General features: G+C 66.5%; 17 protein-coding genes. 6 read left to right on the top strand and 11 right to left on the bottom strand.

Annotation, left to right across the window (positions count from 1 at the left end):
• Positions 1-15 precede the first annotated feature (15 nt).
• The 11 genes from lpxD to rpsB form a co-directional block, all read right to left on the bottom strand.
• Positions 16-1,074: a UDP-3-O-(3-hydroxymyristoyl)glucosamine N-acyltransferase gene (gene lpxD, locus BLU22_RS13775; RefSeq protein WP_090215619.1), complete on the bottom strand. Its 1,059-nt coding sequence runs from the start codon at positions 1,072-1,074 to the stop codon at positions 16-18.
• A gap of 4 nt (positions 1,075-1,078) precedes the next feature.
• Entirely contained in the window at positions 1,079-1,582 is a 504-nt protein-coding gene (locus BLU22_RS13780; RefSeq protein WP_090215620.1) for an OmpH family outer membrane protein, read from the bottom strand.
• 45 nt (positions 1,583-1,627) lie between these two features.
• Positions 1,628-3,970, bottom strand: a complete 2,343-nt coding sequence (gene bamA, locus BLU22_RS13785) for an outer membrane protein assembly factor BamA (RefSeq protein WP_090215623.1) — start codon at positions 3,968-3,970, stop codon at positions 1,628-1,630.
• A gap of 71 nt (positions 3,971-4,041) precedes the next feature.
• Positions 4,042-5,394: an RIP metalloprotease RseP gene (rseP, locus tag BLU22_RS13790; protein ID WP_090215626.1), complete on the bottom strand. Its 1,353-nt coding sequence runs from the start codon at positions 5,392-5,394 to the stop codon at positions 4,042-4,044.
• Positions 5,395-5,408: 14 nt separating this feature from the next.
• A complete protein-coding gene (gene ispC, locus BLU22_RS13795) occupies positions 5,409-6,605 on the bottom strand; it encodes a 1-deoxy-D-xylulose-5-phosphate reductoisomerase (protein ID WP_090216494.1) in 1,197 nt (398 codons plus the stop codon).
• Between the two features lie 5 nt (positions 6,606-6,610).
• Positions 6,611-7,426, bottom strand: a complete 816-nt coding sequence (locus tag BLU22_RS13800) for a phosphatidate cytidylyltransferase (RefSeq protein ID WP_090215627.1) — start codon at positions 7,424-7,426, stop codon at positions 6,611-6,613.
• A complete protein-coding gene (uppS, locus tag BLU22_RS13805) occupies positions 7,420-8,184 on the bottom strand; it encodes a polyprenyl diphosphate synthase (protein WP_090215630.1) in 765 nt (254 codons plus the stop codon). The genes BLU22_RS13800 and uppS overlap by 7 nt, the downstream gene beginning before the upstream one ends.
• Before the next feature lie 16 nt (positions 8,185-8,200).
• On the bottom strand, positions 8,201-8,758 hold the full coding sequence (gene frr, locus BLU22_RS13810; RefSeq protein WP_090215632.1) for a ribosome recycling factor: 558 nt from the start codon (positions 8,756-8,758) through the stop codon (positions 8,201-8,203).
• A gap of 2 nt (positions 8,759-8,760) precedes the next feature.
• On the bottom strand, positions 8,761-9,495 hold the full coding sequence (gene pyrH, locus BLU22_RS13815; RefSeq protein WP_090215635.1) for a UMP kinase: 735 nt from the start codon (positions 9,493-9,495) through the stop codon (positions 8,761-8,763).
• A 192-nt stretch (positions 9,496-9,687) separates the two neighbouring features.
• Entirely contained in the window at positions 9,688-10,557 is an 870-nt protein-coding gene (gene tsf / locus BLU22_RS13820) for a translation elongation factor Ts (protein ID WP_090215637.1), read from the bottom strand.
• A 129-nt stretch (positions 10,558-10,686) separates the two neighbouring features.
• Positions 10,687-11,421 carry a 30S ribosomal protein S2 gene (gene rpsB / locus BLU22_RS13825; protein WP_090215640.1) on the bottom strand — a complete coding sequence of 245 codons (735 nt, stop codon included), beginning with the start codon at positions 11,419-11,421 and terminating at the stop codon, positions 10,687-10,689.
• A 263-nt stretch (positions 11,422-11,684) separates the two neighbouring features.
• Between rpsB and map the strand changes: the two genes are divergently transcribed.
• Genes map through dapD form a run of 6 tightly spaced genes read left to right on the top strand, consistent with a single transcriptional unit; the run spans position 11,685 to position 18,018 of the window.
• Positions 11,685-12,467: a type I methionyl aminopeptidase gene (gene map / locus BLU22_RS13830; protein ID WP_090215642.1), complete on the top strand. Its 783-nt coding sequence runs from the start codon at positions 11,685-11,687 to the stop codon at positions 12,465-12,467.
• A gap of 23 nt (positions 12,468-12,490) precedes the next feature.
• On the top strand, positions 12,491-15,202 hold the full coding sequence (locus BLU22_RS13835) for a [protein-PII] uridylyltransferase (protein ID WP_090215645.1): 2,712 nt from the start codon (positions 12,491-12,493) through the stop codon (positions 15,200-15,202).
• A 13-nt stretch (positions 15,203-15,215) separates the two neighbouring features.
• Entirely contained in the window at positions 15,216-16,418 is a 1,203-nt protein-coding gene (gene dapC / locus BLU22_RS13840; RefSeq protein WP_090215647.1) for a succinyldiaminopimelate transaminase, read from the top strand.
• Positions 16,415-16,585 carry a hypothetical protein gene (locus BLU22_RS15015; protein WP_157719008.1) on the top strand — a complete coding sequence of 57 codons (171 nt, stop codon included), beginning with the start codon at positions 16,415-16,417 and terminating at the stop codon, positions 16,583-16,585. Before dapC ends, BLU22_RS15015 begins: the two co-directional genes overlap by 4 nt.
• A gap of 11 nt (positions 16,586-16,596) precedes the next feature.
• Entirely contained in the window at positions 16,597-16,947 is a 351-nt protein-coding gene (locus BLU22_RS13845) for an ArsC family reductase (RefSeq protein WP_090215650.1), read from the top strand.
• A 36-nt stretch (positions 16,948-16,983) separates the two neighbouring features.
• Entirely contained in the window at positions 16,984-18,018 is a 1,035-nt protein-coding gene (gene dapD / locus BLU22_RS13850; RefSeq protein ID WP_090215653.1) for a 2,3,4,5-tetrahydropyridine-2,6-dicarboxylate N-succinyltransferase, read from the top strand.
• Positions 18,019-18,053: the final 35 nt, after the last annotated feature.

The raw sequence follows: 18,053 nt of genomic DNA on the forward strand, positions 1-18,053 counted from the left end.
ACGGCGCTGCGTGCATCAGGCATCTGATGCGGCATCTCCGTTGCAGGTCACGGCAGCCAGCTGCTTTTCCAGCTGCTGCAGACGCTTGGCCATGTCGTCGAGATGGCGCAGGCGCGCCGCGCTCTTGCGCCACTCGGCGGCCGGCTGCATCGCCGTGCCCGAAGAGTAGGAACCCGGTTCGGTGATCGAGCGGGTGACCATGGTCATGCCGGTGACGAACACGTGGTCGCACACCTCGATGTGGCCGACCATGCCGACGCCGCCGGCGATCATGCAGTGCTTGCCGATCTTGGTGCTGCCGGAAATCCCGCAGCAGCCGGCCATAGCGGTGTGGTCGCCGATCTGCACGTTGTGGGCGATCATGATCTGGTTGTCGAGCTTGACCCCGTTGCCGATCACGGTGTCGCTGAGCGCGCCACGGTCGATGGTGGTATTGGCGCCGATCTCGACGTCGTCGCCGATCCGTACCCCACCGATCTGGGCGATCTTGCTCCACACGCCCTTGTCGTTGGCAAAACCGAAGCCTTCGCCGCCGATCACCGCGCCCGACTGGATCACCACCCGCGCACCGATCTGCACGTCGTGATAGAGGGTGACGCGCGGCGCCAGCCAACCGTCCTCGCCGATCACGCTGCGCGCACCGACCACGCAGTGGGCACCGAGGGTTACGCGCGCACCGATCACCGCGCCGGACTCGATCACCACGCCCGGACCGACCGCAGCGCTCGGATCGACCACGGCATCGGCCGCCACCAGCGCACTGGGATGGATGCCCGGCAGTGCGACCGGCTTGCGATCGAACAGGTGCGAGAGCTGGGCGAACGCCAGGTACGGGTTGGCCAGCACCAGGGCGTTGCCGGCGAAACCTTCGGCATCGGCCGGCGTGAGCAGCACGGCACCGGCCTTGCAGTCGCTCAGGTGCTTGCGGTACTGCGCATTGGCCAGGAAGGTCAGCTGTCCGGAACCGGCGTCCTGCAGCGCCGCCAGTCCGCCGATACGCAGATCGGCCGGGCCGCGCAACTCGGCACCGACACGCTCGGCCAACTCGCCCAGGGTATACATGGAGTCGCTCATGGGATCAGCGCAGCTGGTTCATGCGCTCGATCACCTGCTTGGTGATGTCGAACTGCGGCTTGACCTCGACCACGGCACCACGCTCCAGCACCAGATCGTAGTTGCCGCGCTTGATGACTTCCTCGACGGCCTTGTCCAGCTTGGGCTTGAGCTGCTGCAGCATGTCGCGGTCGGCGATGGCCTTGGCCTCGTTGAGCTCCTTGGACTGGAACTGGAAGTCGCGGGCCTTCTGCTTGAACTCCAGCTCCAGACGCTCGCGCTCGCTGGTCTGCATCTTCTCGCCGTCCTTCATCAGGCGCTCCTGGATGCGCTTGGCATCGCTTTCCAGGGTCTTCAGACGATTGAGCTGCGGGCCGAACTTCTTCTCGGCGTCGACGGCATACTTCTTGGCCGCGTCGGATTCGAGCAGGGCCATTTGATAGTTGAGGACCGCCACCTTCATTTCGGCGAAGGCCGGCATGCTCACCAGAGCGGCGGCGAACAGAACAGCTTGGGTCAACTTGCGCACGATGAACTCCTGCTACGAATCGGTTGGGTAGTCTGCACGATGAATCTAGAAGGTCTGTCCCAGGGAGAACTGGAAGACCTGCGTATCGGAGTTCTCCGGCTCCTTGATCGGCATGCCGAGGCTGAAGCTCAGCGGGCCGAGGGCGGTCAGCCAGGTGAGGCCGACACCCACGGAACTGGCCATGTTGCTCAGGTCGATGTCGCACGATGCGTCGTTGCGAGCCTTCTGCGCGGTGCTGCAGTTGGTATCGAACACGTTGCCCACATCCCAGAACACCACGGTGCGCAGCGAGCGCTGATCCTTGACGAACGGCAGCGGGAACAGCAGCTCGGCGCCGCCCTGGACCAGGATGTTGCCGCCGAACGGCTCCGGGTCCTGATCCGGATCGGCGGCGCTCGGCGTGCTGCGCGGCCCCAGGCTGCTTTCCTCGAAACCGCGCACCGAACCGAAACCGCCGGCATAGTAGTGCTCGTAGAACGGCAGCTCGCTGGTGGAGCCATAGCTGTCGGCATAACCCAGGCGGGTATGGAAGCGCAGCGCGTAGTCCTTGCCGAGCGGGGCGAAGACCTGCCCGTTGTAATCCAGGCGATAGAACGACAGATCGCTGCCCGGCAGGGTGATCTCGCCGACCAGGCTCTGCGAATAACCGCGGGTGGCGAACACGCCACGGTTGAGGGTCGAGTCGGACCAGCCGATCGAGCCCTTGAAGTTGGTGTAGCTGTCGCCTTCGAGCGCGATGAAGTCGTTGATCTCGCCGACCGTGTAGGTGCCCGGCTTGATCTTGTCCTGCTGGGCGCTGAGGCCGTAGGTCAGGCGCGCGGTCTCGCTGATCGGGTAGCCGAGGTTGATGCCGGCGCCGAAGCTGTCCACCGAGTAGCTGGAGACGTCCACATCCAGCTCGTCGTAGTCGGTGGTGCGGTAGAACATGTTGTAGCCGAGGCTGACGCCGTCCTTGGTCCAGTAGGGGTCGACGAAGCCGAAGTTGTAGCGGGTCTGGTATTCGCTGCGGGTCAGGCCGAGGTTGACCTTGTTGCCGGTGCCGAGGAAGTTGTTCTGGCTGATCGAGCCACCGAGGATCAGGCCGGCGCTCTGGGCGAAACCGACGCTGGCGGTGATCGAGCCGGAGGGCTGCTCCTCGACCGTGTAGTTGACGTCGATCTGGTCGTCGGCGCCGGGCACCTGCGGGGTCTCGACGTTGACTTCCTTGAAGTAGCCGAGACGCTCCAGGCGGGTCTTGGACTGGTCGATCAGGTAGGTGGAGGCCCAGCCGCCCTCCATCTGGCGCATCTCGCGGCGCAGCACCTCGTCCTCGGTCTTGGTGTTGCCGCGGAAGTTGATGCGGTTGACGTAGGCGCGCTTGCCCGGATCGACCACGAAGGTCACGCTGACCGTGTTGTCCTCGTCGTGCGGCTCGGGAATGCCGTTGACGTTGGCGAAGGTGTAGCCCTCGTTGCCGAGACGCCGGGTGATCAGCTCGCTGGTGCTGGTCATCACCTTGCGGGAGAACACCTGGCCCGGCTCGACCAGCAGCAGCTTGCGCACCTCTTCCTCCGGCACGCGCAGATCGCCGCTCAGCTTGACCTCGCGGATGCTGTACTTCTCGCCCTCGTCGATGTTGACGGTGACGTAGACGTGCTTCTTGTCCGGGGTGATGGATACCTGGGTGGAGGCGATATCCATGTTGATGTAGCCGCGATCCAGGTAGTGCGAGCGCAGCCGCTCCAGGTCGCCCGAGAGTTTTTCGCGGGAGTACTTGTCGTCGTTGCGGAAGAACGACAGCCAGTTGCTGGTGCGCAGCTCGAACAGCCCGGCCAGTTCCTCGTCGGAGAACACCTGGTTGCCGACGATGTTGATGTGCTGGATGGCCGCGACCGAGCCTTCGTTGATCTCGATCTTCAGCGCCACGCGGTTGCGCGGCAGCGCCTCGACCTTGGTCTCGATGCTCGCCGAGTAGCGGCCCTGGGCCACGTACTGGCGCTGCAGTTCGTTGCGCACGCCTTCCAGGGTGGCCTGCTGGAAGATCTCGCCCTCGGCCAGCCCCGACTGCTTCAGGCCCTTGAGCAGCTCCTCGGTGGCGATGGCCTTGTTGCCCTCGATCTCGATGCTGGAAATCGACGGCCGCTCGACCACTTCGACCACCAGCACGTCGCCGTCGCGGCCGAGGCGGATGTCCTGGAAGAATCCGGTCTTGAACAGGGAGCGGGTCGCATCCACCAGACGGCGCTCATCGACCGCTTCACCGACGTTCAGCGGCAGGGCGCCGAACACGCTGCCGGCAGAAACGCGCTGCAGGCCGTTGATGCGGATATCGGTGATGGTGAAGGACTCGGCGTGAACCTCGGCGGTGATCAGCGCGGCGATTACCGCAGGTAGCAGCAAGCGTTTCATGAAGTCCTTTCTTTTTCAGACTGTCTAAAAAGGAACTGCCGCGTCAGGCGGCAGTTCCGCAATACGATGACCTACAAGCGGCTGAGATCGTTGAACAGCGCCAGCAGCATCAGACCGACCACAAGGCTGATCCCGATCTGCATACCGGCCGCCTGCACCCGCTCGGACAGCGGCCGACCGCGCACCCACTCGACCAGGTAGAACAACAGGTGTCCGCCATCGAGCACAGGAATCGGCAGCAGGTTGAGCACTCCCAGGCTGATGCTCAGGTAGGCGAGGAAACTCAGGAAGTCTCCCAGCCCCGACTGAGCCGAAGCGCCGGCCACTTTAGCAATGGTTATCGGGCCGCTCAAGTTTTTTACCGACAGCTCGCCAAACAGCATCTTGCCGATGGAATCCAGGGTCATCAGGCTCATCGACCAGGTGCGCGCCAGCCCCTCGCCGACCGCATCCAGCGGGCCGTGACGCACCTCGCGCAGCATCTCCGCCGGCCATTCGCCGCCCGCCACACCCGCCCCCAGGTAGCCTGCACGGGCCGCACCCTCGCCGCGCGCCGCCAAGGTCAGATCGACCACGAAGGCGCGACCGTCGCGCTCGACCTGCAGGGCGATGCGCTGCCCGGGACGGGCGCGCACCGCCTCGACGACCTGCTGCCAGTCGTCCAGCGCCTGGCCGTCCAGCGCCTTCAGGAGGTCGCCCTCGCGCAGCCCGGCCGCCTGCGCCGGCCCGGCGGGATCCAGCTGGGCAAGCAGGGGGGCCGTCTGCGGCCGCCATGGGCGAATACCCAGCGATGCCAGCGGGTCGGGTTCCTCGGCGCCGCGCAGCCAGCCATCGAGCACTAGGCTGCGTTCGACCTCGAGGGTCGAGCCAGGTTCGAGCAGGCGCAGACGCAGGGTGCCGCTCTCGCCCAGGCGGCGGATCAGCTGCAGATTGACCTCGCCCCAGCCGAGCGTCGCCCGGCCGTCAACCGCCAGCACCTCGGCACCGACCGGCACGCCGGCGCGCGCCGCCAGGCTGTCGGCCTCGACAGCACCGATCACCGGGCGCACCTGTTGGCTGCCGAGCATGGCCAGCAGCCAGAAGAACAGCAGCGCCAGGAGGAAGTTGGCCAGCGGCCCGGCGGCAACGATGGCGAAGCGCTGGCGCACACTCTTGCGATTGAAGGACTGCCCGAGCAGCGCCTCGGGCACGTCGCCCTCGCGCTCGTCGAGCATCTTCACGTAGCCGCCCAGGGGAATCGCAGCGATGACGAATTCGGTGCCTTGACGATCATGCCAGCGCAGCAACGGGCGACCGAAGCCGACCGAGAAGCGCAGCACCTTGACCCCGCAGCGCCGCGCCACCCAGAAGTGGCCGAACTCGTGGAAAGTCACCAGCACCCCGAGCGCCACTAGGGTGCCCAGGATCATGTACAGCGCGCTCATACCCACCTCCACCTTCAGCGCCCGAACCGTTGCAGCCAGGCCTGCGCGACATCGCGCGCCTGGCGGTCGGCGGCGAACACGCGCTCCAGCTGGTCGACGGGCTCGCCCGGCAGCGCGTTCAGTACCGCCTCGATCATGCAAGCAATGTCCGGGAAGCGGATACGCTCGTCAAGGAAGGCCGCCACCGCCACCTCGTTGGCGGCATTCAGCAGCGCCGGCAGGGTACCGCCGGCCTCGGCGGCCTGACGCGCCAGCTGCAGGCAGGGGAAGCGCCGCACATCGGGCGCCTCGAAATCCAGCCGGGCGATGGCGAACAGGTCCAGCGGCGCCACCCCCGAGTCGATGCGCCGCGGCCAGGCCAGCGCATGGGCGATGGGCGTGCGCATGTCGGGATTGCCGAGCTGGGCCAGCACCGAGCCATCGACATAGTCGACCAGCGAATGGATCACGCTCTGCGGGTGGATCACCACCTCGACCTGGGCCGGGCGCGCATCGAACAGCCAGCAAGCCTCGATCAGCTCCAGTCCCTTGTTCATCATGCTCGCCGAGTCGACGGAGATCTTGCGCCCCATCGCCCAGTTGGGGTGGCTGCAGGCCTGCTGCGGCGTGGCCTCGGCGATACGCTCCAGCGGCCAGCAACGGAACGGCCCGCCCGAGGCGGTAAGCAGGATGCGCCGCACGCCGACTGGCGCCAGGCCGCGCCCGTAGTCGCCGGGCATGCACTGGAAGATCGCGTTGTGCTCGCTGTCGATCGGCAGCAGCTGGGCGCCATGCTCCTGCACCGCCTGCATGAACAGTGCGCCGGACATCACCAGCGCCTCCTTGTTGGCCAGCAGCACGCGCTTGCCGGCCCGCACCGCGGCCAGGGTCGGCCCGAGACCGGCAGCACCGACGATGGCGGCCATCACCGCGTCCACCTCGGGATGCGCGGCGACCTCGCACAACCCCCCCTCGCCGGCCAGCACGCGAGTTGCCAGCCCGGCGGCGCGCAGACTGCCCTGCAGGGTACGCGCCGCCACAGTCTCGGGCACCACGGCAAAGCGCGGGCGGTGCTCCAGGCACAGGCGCTCCAGTTCGGCCAGCCGGCTGTGGCCGGTCAGCGCGAACACCCGGTAATCGCGCGGATGGCGGGCGATGACATCGAGAGTGGAGCGACCGATGGAGCCGGTCGCGCCCAGCACGGTGACCTGCCGGACAGTGTCTTGCGCCATCTCGCTCACAGGGCACCCCAGCCATGCAACCAGAGCAGCACGGCGAACATCGGCACCGCCGCAGTCAGGCTGTCGATGCGGTCCAGCACGCCGCCGTGCCCGGGCAACAGATTGCTGCTGTCCTTGATCGCGGCCTGGCGCTTGAACATGCTTTCGGTCAGATCGCCGACCACCGAGATCGCCACCACCAGCGCCGCACCGAGCAGCGCCAGCAGCAGATCGCGCGCCGCCCAGTCGAAATACAGCCCGGCCAGCAGGGTCAGCAGCAGGCTGCTGGCCAGCCCTCCATAGAAGCCTTCCCAGCTCTTGCCGGGGCTCACCGCCACCGCCAGCTTGCGCCGGCCGAAGCGCTTGCCGCTGAAATAGGCGCCGATGTCGGCACCCCAGACCAGCAGCATCACCGCCATGATCAGGCTGTTGCCCTGCGGCCACTGCTTGAGCAGCAGCAGCCCCTGCCAGGCCGGCACGAGAATCAGCAGGCCGATCAGCATCCGCACCGCCGGCGTGCGCCAGAGACGGCTGCTGGACGGGTAGCCGAGCACCAGGCCGATCGCCGCCAGCCACCAGAGTACCGCCAGCGCCAGCACCGGGCCGGCCAGTTGCGGCAACCGGTAGAGCAGCAGGAGCAGACCGGCGACCAGTGCCGCATAGCCCAGGCGCTGCACCTGGGCCAAGCAACCGGCCAGACGCGCCCACTCCCAGGCGCCGACACAGATCACGGCGGCGATGAACAGGGCAAAACCGCCACCCTGCAACCAGAAGAAGCCGGCCAGCGCGACCGGCAACATGAACAGGGCGGTGATGATGCGCTGTTTCAGCATGTGGGGTTTCGTCCTTCGGCGGCCACCTGCTCGCTGGTCTTGCCGAAACGGCGCTGACGCCGGGCAAAATCCGCCAGCGCGCTACGCATGGCCTCGTGCTTGAAATCCGGCCAGAACAGCGCGGAGAAATACAGCTCGGCATAGGCCATCTGCCAGAGCAGGAAATTGCTGATGCGCTGCTCGCCACCGGTACGGATGCACAGGTCGACCATTGGCTGATCGCCGGTGACCAGGCAGCGGCGCAGCAGATCGGGAGCGATGTCCTCGACCTGCAGATGGCCGGCCGCCACCTCACGCGCCAGGCGCTGGGCGGCCTGGGTGATGTCCCACTGCCCACCGTAATTGGCGGCCACCTGCAGCAACAGGCGCTCGCCGCCTGCCGTCAGATCCTCGGCTTCGGCCATCGCTGCCTGCAGCTCGGCGCTGAAGCGCGCCCGCTCGCCGATGATGCGCAGGCGGATGCCATTGTCTGCCAGCCTTTTCGCCTCGCGGCGCAGGGCGCGCAGAAAGAGCCCCATCAGCGCTCCGACCTCGTCGGCCGGACGCTGCCAGTTCTCGCTGGAGAAGGCGAACAGGGTCAGCACCTCGACCTCCGCCTCGGCGCACACCTCGATCACCGCGCGCACGGCATCGACGCCGGCCTTGTGCCCGGCGACGCCGGGCAGGAAGCGCTGCTTCGCCCAACGGTTGTTGCCATCCATGATGATGGCGACATGGCGCGGCACCGCAGCAGAAACTGCTTGCATCGTCTTCTCCATGACAGTCACCCGGCCGTCAGACGGCCATCAGGTCGGCTTCCTTGGCCTCCAGGGCCTTTTCGACTTCGCCGACGGCCTTGTCGGTCAGCTTCTGCACCTCGTCGGCGGCACGACGCTCGTCGTCCTCGCTGATCTCCTTCTCCTTGACCAGGTCCTTGAGCTGGGCCAGCGCATCGCGACGGATGTTGCGGATCGCCACGCGAGCGTTCTCCGCCTCGGCGCGCGCCTGCTTGGTGTAGCCCTTGCGGGTTTCCTCGGTCAGCGCCGGCATCGGCACACGGATGGTGGTACCGGCGGTGGCCGGATTGAGACCGAGGTCGGAGGTTAGGATGGCCTTCTCGACGGCCTGGATCATGCTCTTGTCGAACACGGTCAGGGCCAGGGTGCGCGAGTCTTCGGCGATCACGTTGGCCACCTGGCGCAGCGGCGTGTCGGAGCCGTAGTAGGACACCATAACGCTGTCCAGAATGCTCGGATGGGCACGCCCGGTACGGATCTTGGCGAAGGCGTGAGCCAGCGACTCCAGCGACTTGTTCATGCGCTCCTGCGCGTCTTTCTTGATCTCGTTGATCATTCTCAACCCTCCTCGACCAGGGTGCCTTCGGCGCCCCCGACAACAATGTTAAGCAAGGCTCCGGGCTTGTTCATATTGAACACCCGCAGCGGCATCTTGTGATCGCGGCACAGGCAGATGGCCGTCAGGTCCATCACCCCCAGCTTGCGATCCAGGACCTCGTCGTAGGTCAGACGCTCGAATTTCTCGGCATCGGGATCCTTGAACGGGTCGGCAGTGTACACACCATCGACCTTGGTGGCCTTGAGCACCAGATCGGCATTGATCTCGATGCCGCGCAGGCAGGCCGCCGAGTCGGTGGTGAAGAACGGATTGCCGGTACCGGCGGAGAAGATCACCACCTCGCCGCTCTGCAGGTGGCGTACCGCCTTGCGGCGGTCGTAGTGGTCGGTGACGCCGACCATGGAAATCGCCGACATCACCAGCGCTGGAATGTTCGAACGCTCCAGGGCGTCGCGCATGGCCAGCGAGTTCATCACCGTGGCCAGCATGCCCATGTGATCGCCGGTGACACGATCCATGCCCGCCGCGCTCAGCGCCGCACCGCGGAACAGGTTGCCGCCGCCGATCACCAGACCGACCTGCACGCCGATCCCCACCAGCTGGCCGATTTCCAGGGCTATGCGGTCGAGCACCTTGGGATCGATGCCGAACTCCTCGCTGCCCATCAGCGCTTCACCGCTGAGCTTGAGCAGAATACGTTTGTAGCGGGGTTGGCGACCACTCAGCTGGGCCATACAGATCTCCTGCGGCGTAGGATTTGCGGAAAGACCGGTGCACTGCCTGCGACCGGCGCGGATTGGACCACGGCGGATCGCTCGCGTATGCACGGGCGGCAAAAAATATCCGGCGACAAGCCGGCGTGCGGCTTTCAAAGAAAAGGCTGCACGCGCGAGCGGGCAGCCTTTTGGCGATGGCGTCAGACCATCTTACTGCTTGCTGGCAGCCACCTGAGCAGCCACTTCGGCAGCGAAGTCGACTTCGGCCTTCTCGATGCCCTCGCCCACTTCGTAACGCACGAAGGAGACGATCTCGGCACCGGCTTTCTTGGCCAGTTCACCGACCTTGACTTCCGGATCCTTGACGAACGCCTGCTCGACCAGGCTGGCTTCGGCGAGGAACTTGGCGATACGGCCCTTGACCATGTTCTCGACGATGTTTTCCGGCTTGCCGGCGATCTTGTCAGCGTTCAGCGCCAGGAAGATTTCCTTTTCCTTGGCGATGGCTTCCTCGGACACCTCGGCAGCGCTCAGGAACTGCGGGTTGCTGGCAGCCACGTGCATGGCGATGTCCTTGGCCAGCTCGGCGTTGCCGCCTTTCAGGTTGACCAGCACGCCGATGCGGTGACCGTGCAGGTAGGCGCCGACCACATCGCCCTCGACGCGGGTCAGGCGACGGATGTTGACGTTCTCGCCGCACTTGGCGACCAGCGCTTCACGAGCGGATTCGCGGGAGGCGACCAGCGGAGCGGCGTCGGTCAGGCCGTTGGCGAAGGCTTCTTCCAGGCTGTCGGCGACGAAGCCCTTGAAGTCGTCCTGCAGGGCCAGGAAGTCGGTCTGCGAGTTGACTTCGATGATCACGGCCGCCTTGTTATCGGCGGAGACCTTGACGGCGATGGAGCCTTCGGCGGCGATGTTGCCGGCCTTCTTGGCGGCCTTGATGGCACCGGAAGCGCGCATGTCGTCGATGGCCTTCTCGATGTCGCCTTCGGCGGCGACCAGGGCCTTCTTGCACTCCATCATGCCTTGACCGGTGCGCTCGCGCAGTTCTTTCACCAGGGCTGCAGTAATCTCTGCCATGTTCGCAATCCTCTTGGACAGGTTTTCAACCATTCCACCCGCTGTCGCGGGCATTCGATTCTTGAAGTGGCAAAAAGGGGGCCTAGCCCCCTTTCTGCGCAGCGGTGTGACGCTTGGCGCGCCCGACGCTTAGCCTTCGGCGGCTTCGGAGGAAGCCTGCTCGATGAACTCTTCGCCGCCGGCGTTGGCCTTGCCGCGCAGCACGGCGTCAGCCATGGCGCCCAGGTAGAGCTGTACGGCGCGGATGGCGTCGTCGTTACCCGGGATGATGTAGTCCACGCCTTCCGGGCTGCTGTTGGTATCGACAACGCCGATGACCGGAATGCCCAGCTTGTTGGCTTCGGCGATGGCGATGCGCTCGTGGTCGACGTCGATTACGAACAGCGCGTCCGGCAGGCCGCCCATCTCCTTGATACCACCGAGGCTGCGCTCCAGCTTCTCGAGGTCGCGCGAACGCATCAGGGCTTCTTTCTTGGTCAGCTTGTCGAAGGTGCCGTCCTGCGCCTGGACTTCCAGGTCGCGCAGACGCTTGATCGAAGCGCGGATGGTCTTGTAGTTGGTCAGCATGCCGCCGAGCCAGCGGTGATCGACGAACGGCATGCCGGCGCGGGCAGCCTCTTCGCGAACGATCTTGCCGGCGGAGCGCTTGGTGCCAACGAACAGGATCTTGTTCTTGCCGGCAGCCAGTTTCTCAACGAAGGACAGCGCCTCGTTGAACATCGGCAGGGTCTTTTCGAGGTTGATGATGTGGATCTTGTTGCGCGCGCCGAAGATGTACTTGCCCATCTTCGGGTTCCAGTAACGGGTCTGGTGACCGAAGTGGCAGCCGGCTTTCAGCATATCGCGCATGTTGACTTGGGACATTTCTATTCCTCGATAAGTCGGGTTGAGCCTCCACGCACCCCAAAGTCCAACCCTTGCGGGCACCCAGGACAGTGTGTCGGTGCGTGTGTGGTTTCGATGGCTTGACGGGACCACCCCGAAAAGCGCGGCGCTTTATACCATATCCGCTCCCCCTGCGGAACCCGTCGCGCACGCCGCGGCGCTGTGGCCGGCCTGCCCGCGTCTGTTAGAATCGCGCCTTTCCCCGACAACGGCGCCGCGCCTCGGCGCCCGAGAGAGAGCTGATGACCGTTTCCATCAAGAGCCCCCAGGACATCGAGAAAATGCGCATCGCCGGCCGCCTGGCCGCCGAGGTGCTGGAGATGATCGAGCCGCACGTCAAGGCCGGCGTCACCACCGAGGAACTGAACCGCATCTGCCACGACTACATCGTCGACGTGCAGAAGGCGATCCCGGCTCCGCTCAACTACAAGGGCTTCCCCAAGTCGATCTGCACCTCGATCAACCACGTGGTCTGCCACGGCATCCCCAACGACAAGCCGCTCAAGGATGGCGACATCCTCAACATCGACATCACCGTGATCAAGGACGGCTACTTCGGCGACACCAGCAAGATGTTCCTGATCGGCAAGGTGCCGGAGTGGGCCGAGCGCCTCTGCCAGGTCACCCAGGAGTGCCTGTACAAGGGCATCTCGGTGGTGCGTCCCGGCGCGCGCCTGGGCGACATCGGCGAGATCATCCAGAAGCACGCGGAGAAGCACGGTTTCTCGGTGGTGCGCGAATACTGCGGCCATGGCATCGGCACCGTGTTCCACGAGGAGCCGCAGGTGGTCCACTACGGCCGCGCCGGCACCGGCCTGGAGCTCAAGGCCGGCATGACCTTCACCATCGAGCCGATGATCAACCAGGGCCGCTTCGAGACCCGCCTGCTCGGCGACGGCTGGACCGCGATCACCAAGGATCGCAAGCTCTCCGCCCAGTACGAGCACACCATCCTGGTGACCGAGGACGGCTACGAGATCCTCACCCTGCGCAGCGACGACACCATCGCCCACCGCGCCCCCTGAGTCGCCCATCGACGGAGAAGCCCATGCCGACGCCGCACGCCGATCAAGAGCTGTTCGACCGCGGCCAGTTCCAGGCCGAACTGGCCCTCAAGAGCAGCCCCATCGCCGCCTTCAAGAAGGCCATCCGCAAGGCCGGCGAGGTCCTCGACGGGCGCTTCTCCGCCGATTGCGATATTCGCGCGCTGATCCACGCCCGCGCCTGGTTCGTCGACCAGATCCTCGGCCAGGCCTGGGCGCGCTTCGACTGGGGCGACGCCGCGGACATCGCCCTGGTCGCGGTCGGCGGTTACGGCCGCGGCGAGCTGCACCCGCACTCGGACATCGACATCCTGCTGCTGCTCGACGGTGCCGACCACGAGCGCCTGCGCGAGCCGATCGAGGGCTTCCTCACCCTGCTGTGGGACATCGGCCTGGAAATCGGCCAGAGCGTGCGCTCGGTGGAGGAATGCGCCAGCGAGGCGCGTGCCGACCTGACGGTGATCACCAACCTGATGGAAAGCCGCACCATCGCCGGCCCCGACAGCCTGCGCCAGCGCATGCGCGAGGCCACCGGCACCGCACAGATGTGGCCGGCGCGCGAGTTCTTCCTCGCCAAGCGCGCCGAGCAGCGCGCCCGCCACGCCAAGTACAACGACACCGAGTACAACCTCGAACCCAACGTCAAGGGCTCGCCGGGCGGGCTGCGCGACCTGCAGAACATCCTCTGGGTCGCCTGCCGCCAGTACGGCACCCTGACCCTCGACACCCTGGTCAGCAGCGGCCTGCTCAGCGACAGCGAGCTGAACCTGCTGCAATCCTCCCAGGCCTTCCTCTGGCGGGTGCGCTATGCGCTGCACATGGTCGCCGGGCGCGCCGAGGATCGCCTGCTGTTCGATCACCAGCGGCGCCTGGCCGGCCTGCTCGGCTACGAGGCGAGCGACAGCAAGCTGGCGGTCGAGCGCTTCATGCAGAAGTACTACCGGGTGGTGATGGCGATCTCCGAACTGAGCGACCTGGTCAACCAGAACCTCGAAGAGCTGCTGCTGGAGAAGGGCGACGCCGGCCCGACCCTGCGCCTCAACGCGCGCTTCCAGGTGCGCGACGGCTTCATCGAGGTGACCAGCCCCAGCGTGTTCAAGCGCACCCCCAGCGCGATCCTCGAAGTCTTCGTGCTGATGGCCCAGCACCCGGAAATCCGCGGCGTGCGCGCCGAAACCATCCGCCTGCTACGCGACCATCGCCACCTGATCGACGAGGAGTACCGCCGCGACATCCGCAACACCAGCCTGTTCGTCGAGCTGTTCAAGTCCTACAAGGGCATCCACCGCAACCTGCGGCGAATGAACCGCTACGGCATCCTCGGCCGCTACGTGCCGGAGTTCGGCCACATCATCGGCCAGATGCAGCACGACCTGTTCCACATCTATACGGTCGACGCGCACACCCTCAACCTGATCAAGCACCTGCGCAAGCTCGACCGCCCGGAGCTGGCCGAGAAGTTTCCGCTGGCCAGCGAACTGATGGCCAAGCTGCCCAAACCCGAGCTGGTGTACTTCGCCGGCCTGTTCCACGACATCGCCAAGGGCCGCGGCGGCGACCACTCCGAGCTGGGCGCGGTAGACGCCCTGGCCTTCTGCGCCCGCCACCACCTGCCGCCGTGGGACAGCCGGCTGATCGCCTGGCTGGTGCAGAATCACCTGGTGATGTCCACCACCGCGCAGCGCAAGGACCTCTCCGACCCCCAGGTGATCCACGACTTCGCCCGCACCGTCGGCGACCAGACACACCTCGACTACCTCTACGTGCTGACCGTGGCCGACATCAACGCCACCAATCCGAACCTGTGGAACTCCTGGCGCGCCTCGCTGCTGCGCCAGCTCTACGCCGAGACCAAGCGCGCCCTGCGCCGCGGCCTGGAGAACCCGGTGGACCGCGAGGAGCTGATCCGCGAGCACCAGCACGCCGCCCTCGACCGCCTGCGCCAGCGCGGCACGGTGGACCCGGACGCGGTCGAGCAGCTATGGAGCCAGCTCGGCGACGACTACTTCCTGCGCCATTCGGTCGAGGACATCGCCTGGCATGCCGAGGCGATCCTCCAGCACCCGCAGGACGGCGCGCCGCTGGTGCTGATCAAGGAAACCACCCAGCGCGAGTTCGAGGGCGGCACGCAGATCTTCATCTACGCCCCCGACCAGCACGACTTCTTCGCCGTCACCGTGGCGGCCATGGACCAGCTCAACCTGAGCATCCAGGACGCCCGCATCCTCACCTCGACCAGCCAGTTCACCCTCGACACCTACGTGGTACTGGACGTCGACGGCGGCTCGATCGGCGACGATCCCGAGCGTATCGAGGAAATCCGCCAGGGCCTGATCGACGCCCTGAAGAACCCCGAGGACTACCGCACCATCATCCAGCGCCGGGTGCCGCGCCAGCTCAAGAGCTTCGCCTTCGCCCCGCAGGTGACCATCCACACCGACGCCCTGCGCCCGCTCAGCGTCATCGAGGTGATCGCCCCGGACCGCCCGGGCCTGCTGGCGCGCATCGGGCAGATCTTCCTCGACTTCGACCTGTCGGTGCAGAACGCCAAGATCGTCACCCTCGGCGAGCGCGTCGAGGACGTGTTCTTCGTCACCGACGCCCACAGCCAGCCGCTGGCCGACCCCGAGCTCTGCGCCCGCCTGCAGGACTCCATCGTCCGCCAGCTTTCCGACTCCACCGACAGCCTCGCCACACCGTCGCGCATCCGCTTCTGAACAGGAACCCCAGATGAACCGAGCCCTCGACCTCCTGCAGCCCTATCCGTTCGAAAAGCTGCGCGTACTGCTGGCCGGCGCCCAGCCGCCGGCGGACAAGAAGCCGATCGCCCTGTCCATCGGTGAGCCCAAGCACCGCTCGCCGAGCTTCGTCGCCGAGGCGCTGGCCGGCAATCTCGACCAGCTCGCCACCTACCCGACCACCCTCGGCCTGCCGGCGCTGCGCGAGTCCATCGCCACCTGGTGCGAGCGGCGCTTCGGCGTACCGGCCGGCTGGCTGGACCCGGCCAGGCACGTGCTGCCGGTCAACGGCACCCGCGAAGCGCTGTTCGCCTTCACCCAGGCCGTGGTCAACCGCGAGCCGGAGGCCCTGGTGGTCAGCCCCAACCCGTTCTACCAGATCTACGAAGGCGCCACCCTGCTGGCCGGCGCCCAGCCGCACTACCTGCCGTGCCTGGAAGACAACGGCTTCAATCCCGACTTCGACGCCGTGCCGGCCGAAGTCTGGCAGCGCTGCCAGATCCTGTTCATCTGCTCGCCGGGCAACCCCACAGGCGCGCTGGTGCCGATGGACACCCTGAAGCGACTGATCGCCCTGGCCGACGAGCACGACTTCGTGATCGCCGCCGACGAGTGCTACAGCGAGCTGTATTTCGACGAACAGAGCCCGCCGCCCGGTCTGCTCAGCGCCTGCGCCGAGCTGGGCCGCAGCGACTTTGCGCGCTGCGTGGTGTTCCACAGCCTGTCCAAGCGCTCCAACCTGCCGGGCCTGCGCTCGGGCTTCGTCGCCGGCGACGCCGAAATCCTCAAGCCGTTCCTGCTCTATCGCACCTACCACGGCTGCGCCATGCCGGTGCAGACCCAGCTGGCCAGCATCGCCGCCTGGAACGACGAGGTGCATGTGCGCGCCAACCGCGTGCTGTATCGCGAGAAATTCGAGGCGGTGCTGGAAGTACTCGGCGGCGTGCTCGACGTGCAGCGCCCGGACGGCGGCTTCTACCTGTGGGCGAAGACCCCGCTGGACGATGCCACCTTTACCCGCGAGCTGTTCGAGCGCGAGCACGTCACCGTGGTGCCCGGCTCCTACCTGTCCCGCGAGGTCGACGGCGTCAACCCCGGCGCGGGCCGCGTGCGCATGGCCCTGGTGGCGCCGCTGACCGAGTGCGTCGAGGCCGCCCGGCGCATCCGCCATTACCTGGAGAACCGCCAGCCATGATGGACAACCCGCTCAACGTGATGACCGCGCTGATCGCCCTCGGCATGCTGCTGCTCGGCGTCGGCTACACCACCCGCGACAGCGACATCGGCGTGGGCATGCTGGCCCTCGGTGTGCTGGTGATGCTCTCCTCGCTGTTCTACCGCCTGTACCTGGCCTTCGCCTGAGGGAGCCCGCCATGAGCGAACACTGCCTTTATGGCATCAAAGCGTGCGACACCATGAAGAAGGCCCGCAGCTGGCTCGACGAGCACGGCGTGGCCTACCGCTTCCACGACTACAAGACGGCCGGCATCGACCGCGCCCGTCTGGAAAAATGGTGCGACGAACACGGCTGGGACAAGGTCCTCAACCGTGCCGGCACCACCTTCCGCAAGCTCGCCGAGGAGCAGAAGGCCGATCTCGACCAGACCCGCGCCATCGAGCTGATGCTCGCGCAGCCGTCGATGATCAAGCGCCCGGTGCTCGACCTCGGCAGCCGCACCCTGCTCGGCTTCAAGCCGGAACTCTACGCCGCCGCGCTCCCCTGAGCCGGCCGCCGCCACCCTCGAAAGGAACCACCCCGCATGTCGCAGACCCTCTACAGCATCGCCTTCGGCGTCGGCACCCAGAACCGTCAGGGCGCCTGGCTGGAAGTCTTCTATGCCCAGCCGCTGCTCGCCCCGGGCGCCGAACTGGTCGCCGCCGCCAGCAGCGCCCTCGGTTACACCGGCGGCAACCAGACCCTCGCCATGACCAACCACCAGGCCCACGACCTGGCCGGCGCCCTCAAACAGATCGACGCCGCCCAGGCCGCCCTGCTGACCCGTCTGGCCGAGAGCCGCAAGCCGCTGGTCGCCGTGCTGCTGGCCGAGGACGCCGCCCCGGCGACCACCCCGGAGGCCTACCTCAAGCTGCACCTGCTCTCCCACCGCCTGGTCAAGCCCCACGGCACCAGCCTGGCCGGCATCTTCCCGCTGCTGCCCAACGTCGCCTGGACCAACGAGGGCGCCGTCGACCTCGGCGAACTGGCCGAGCGCCAGCTGGAAGCGCGCCTGAAAGGCGAGCTGCTGGAAGTCTTCTCGGTGGACAAGTTCCCGAAGATGACCGACTACGTGGTGCCGAGCGGCGTGCGCATCGCCGACACCGCCCGCGTGCGTCTGGGCGCCTACATCGGCGAAGGCACCACCATCATGCACGAGGGCTTCGTCAACTTTAACGCCGGCACCGCAGGTCCCGGCATGATCGAAGGCCGCGTCTCCGCCGGCGTGTTCGTCGGCAAGGGCTCGGACCTGGGCGGCGGCTGCTCGACCATGGGCACCCTGTCCGGCGGCGGCAACATCGTGATTTCCGTCGGCGAAGGCTGCCTGATCGGCGCCAATGCCGGCATCGGCATTCCCCTGGGCGACCGCTGCACCGTGGAGTCCGGCCTGTACATCACCGCCGGCACCAAGGTCGCCGTGCTCGACGACCAGGGCAACCTGGTCGAAGTGGTCAAGGCCCGCGACATCGCCGGGCAGAACGACCTGCTGCTGCGCCGCAACTCGCAGAGCGGCGCGGTCGAGTGCAAGACCAACAAGACCGCCATCGAGCTGAACGCCGTGCTGCACGCGCACAACTGAGTGGCATCCGCGGGGTGGAGAACTCGCGCCGCGGG

It is taken from the genome of Pseudomonas guangdongensis (assembly GCF_900105885.1).
Taxonomy (GTDB): domain Bacteria; phylum Pseudomonadota; class Gammaproteobacteria; order Pseudomonadales; family Pseudomonadaceae; genus Geopseudomonas; species Geopseudomonas guangdongensis.

Coding starts and splice junctions, on each gene's coding strand:
- BLU22_RS15015 (WP_157719008.1), top strand. CDS start 16,415: ATGATGGACAACCCGCTCAACGTGATGACCGCGCTGATCGCCCTCGGC.
- frr (WP_090215632.1), bottom strand. CDS start 8,758: ATGATCAACGAGATCAAGAAAGACGCGCAGGAGCGCATGAACAAGTCG.
- BLU22_RS13835 (WP_090215645.1), top strand. CDS start 12,491: ATGCCGACGCCGCACGCCGATCAAGAGCTGTTCGACCGCGGCCAGTTC.
- pyrH (WP_090215635.1), bottom strand. CDS start 9,495: ATGGCCCAGCTGAGTGGTCGCCAACCCCGCTACAAACGTATTCTGCTC.
- dapD (WP_090215653.1), top strand. CDS start 16,984: ATGTCGCAGACCCTCTACAGCATCGCCTTCGGCGTCGGCACCCAGAAC.
- tsf (WP_090215637.1), bottom strand. CDS start 10,557: ATGGCAGAGATTACTGCAGCCCTGGTGAAAGAACTGCGCGAGCGCACC.
- uppS (WP_090215630.1), bottom strand. CDS start 8,184: ATGGAGAAGACGATGCAAGCAGTTTCTGCTGCGGTGCCGCGCCATGTC.
- rpsB (WP_090215640.1), bottom strand. CDS start 11,421: ATGTCCCAAGTCAACATGCGCGATATGCTGAAAGCCGGCTGCCACTTC.
- ispC (WP_090216494.1), bottom strand. CDS start 6,605: ATGGCGCAAGACACTGTCCGGCAGGTCACCGTGCTGGGCGCGACCGGC.
- rseP (WP_090215626.1), bottom strand. CDS start 5,394: ATGAGCGCGCTGTACATGATCCTGGGCACCCTAGTGGCGCTCGGGGTG.
- bamA (WP_090215623.1), bottom strand. CDS start 3,970: ATGAAACGCTTGCTGCTACCTGCGGTAATCGCCGCGCTGATCACCGCC.
- dapC (WP_090215647.1), top strand. CDS start 15,216: ATGAACCGAGCCCTCGACCTCCTGCAGCCCTATCCGTTCGAAAAGCTG.
- lpxD (WP_090215619.1), bottom strand. CDS start 1,074: ATGAGCGACTCCATGTATACCCTGGGCGAGTTGGCCGAGCGTGTCGGT.
- map (WP_090215642.1), top strand. CDS start 11,685: ATGACCGTTTCCATCAAGAGCCCCCAGGACATCGAGAAAATGCGCATC.
- BLU22_RS13845 (WP_090215650.1), top strand. CDS start 16,597: ATGAGCGAACACTGCCTTTATGGCATCAAAGCGTGCGACACCATGAAG.
- BLU22_RS13800 (WP_090215627.1), bottom strand. CDS start 7,426: ATGCTGAAACAGCGCATCATCACCGCCCTGTTCATGTTGCCGGTCGCG.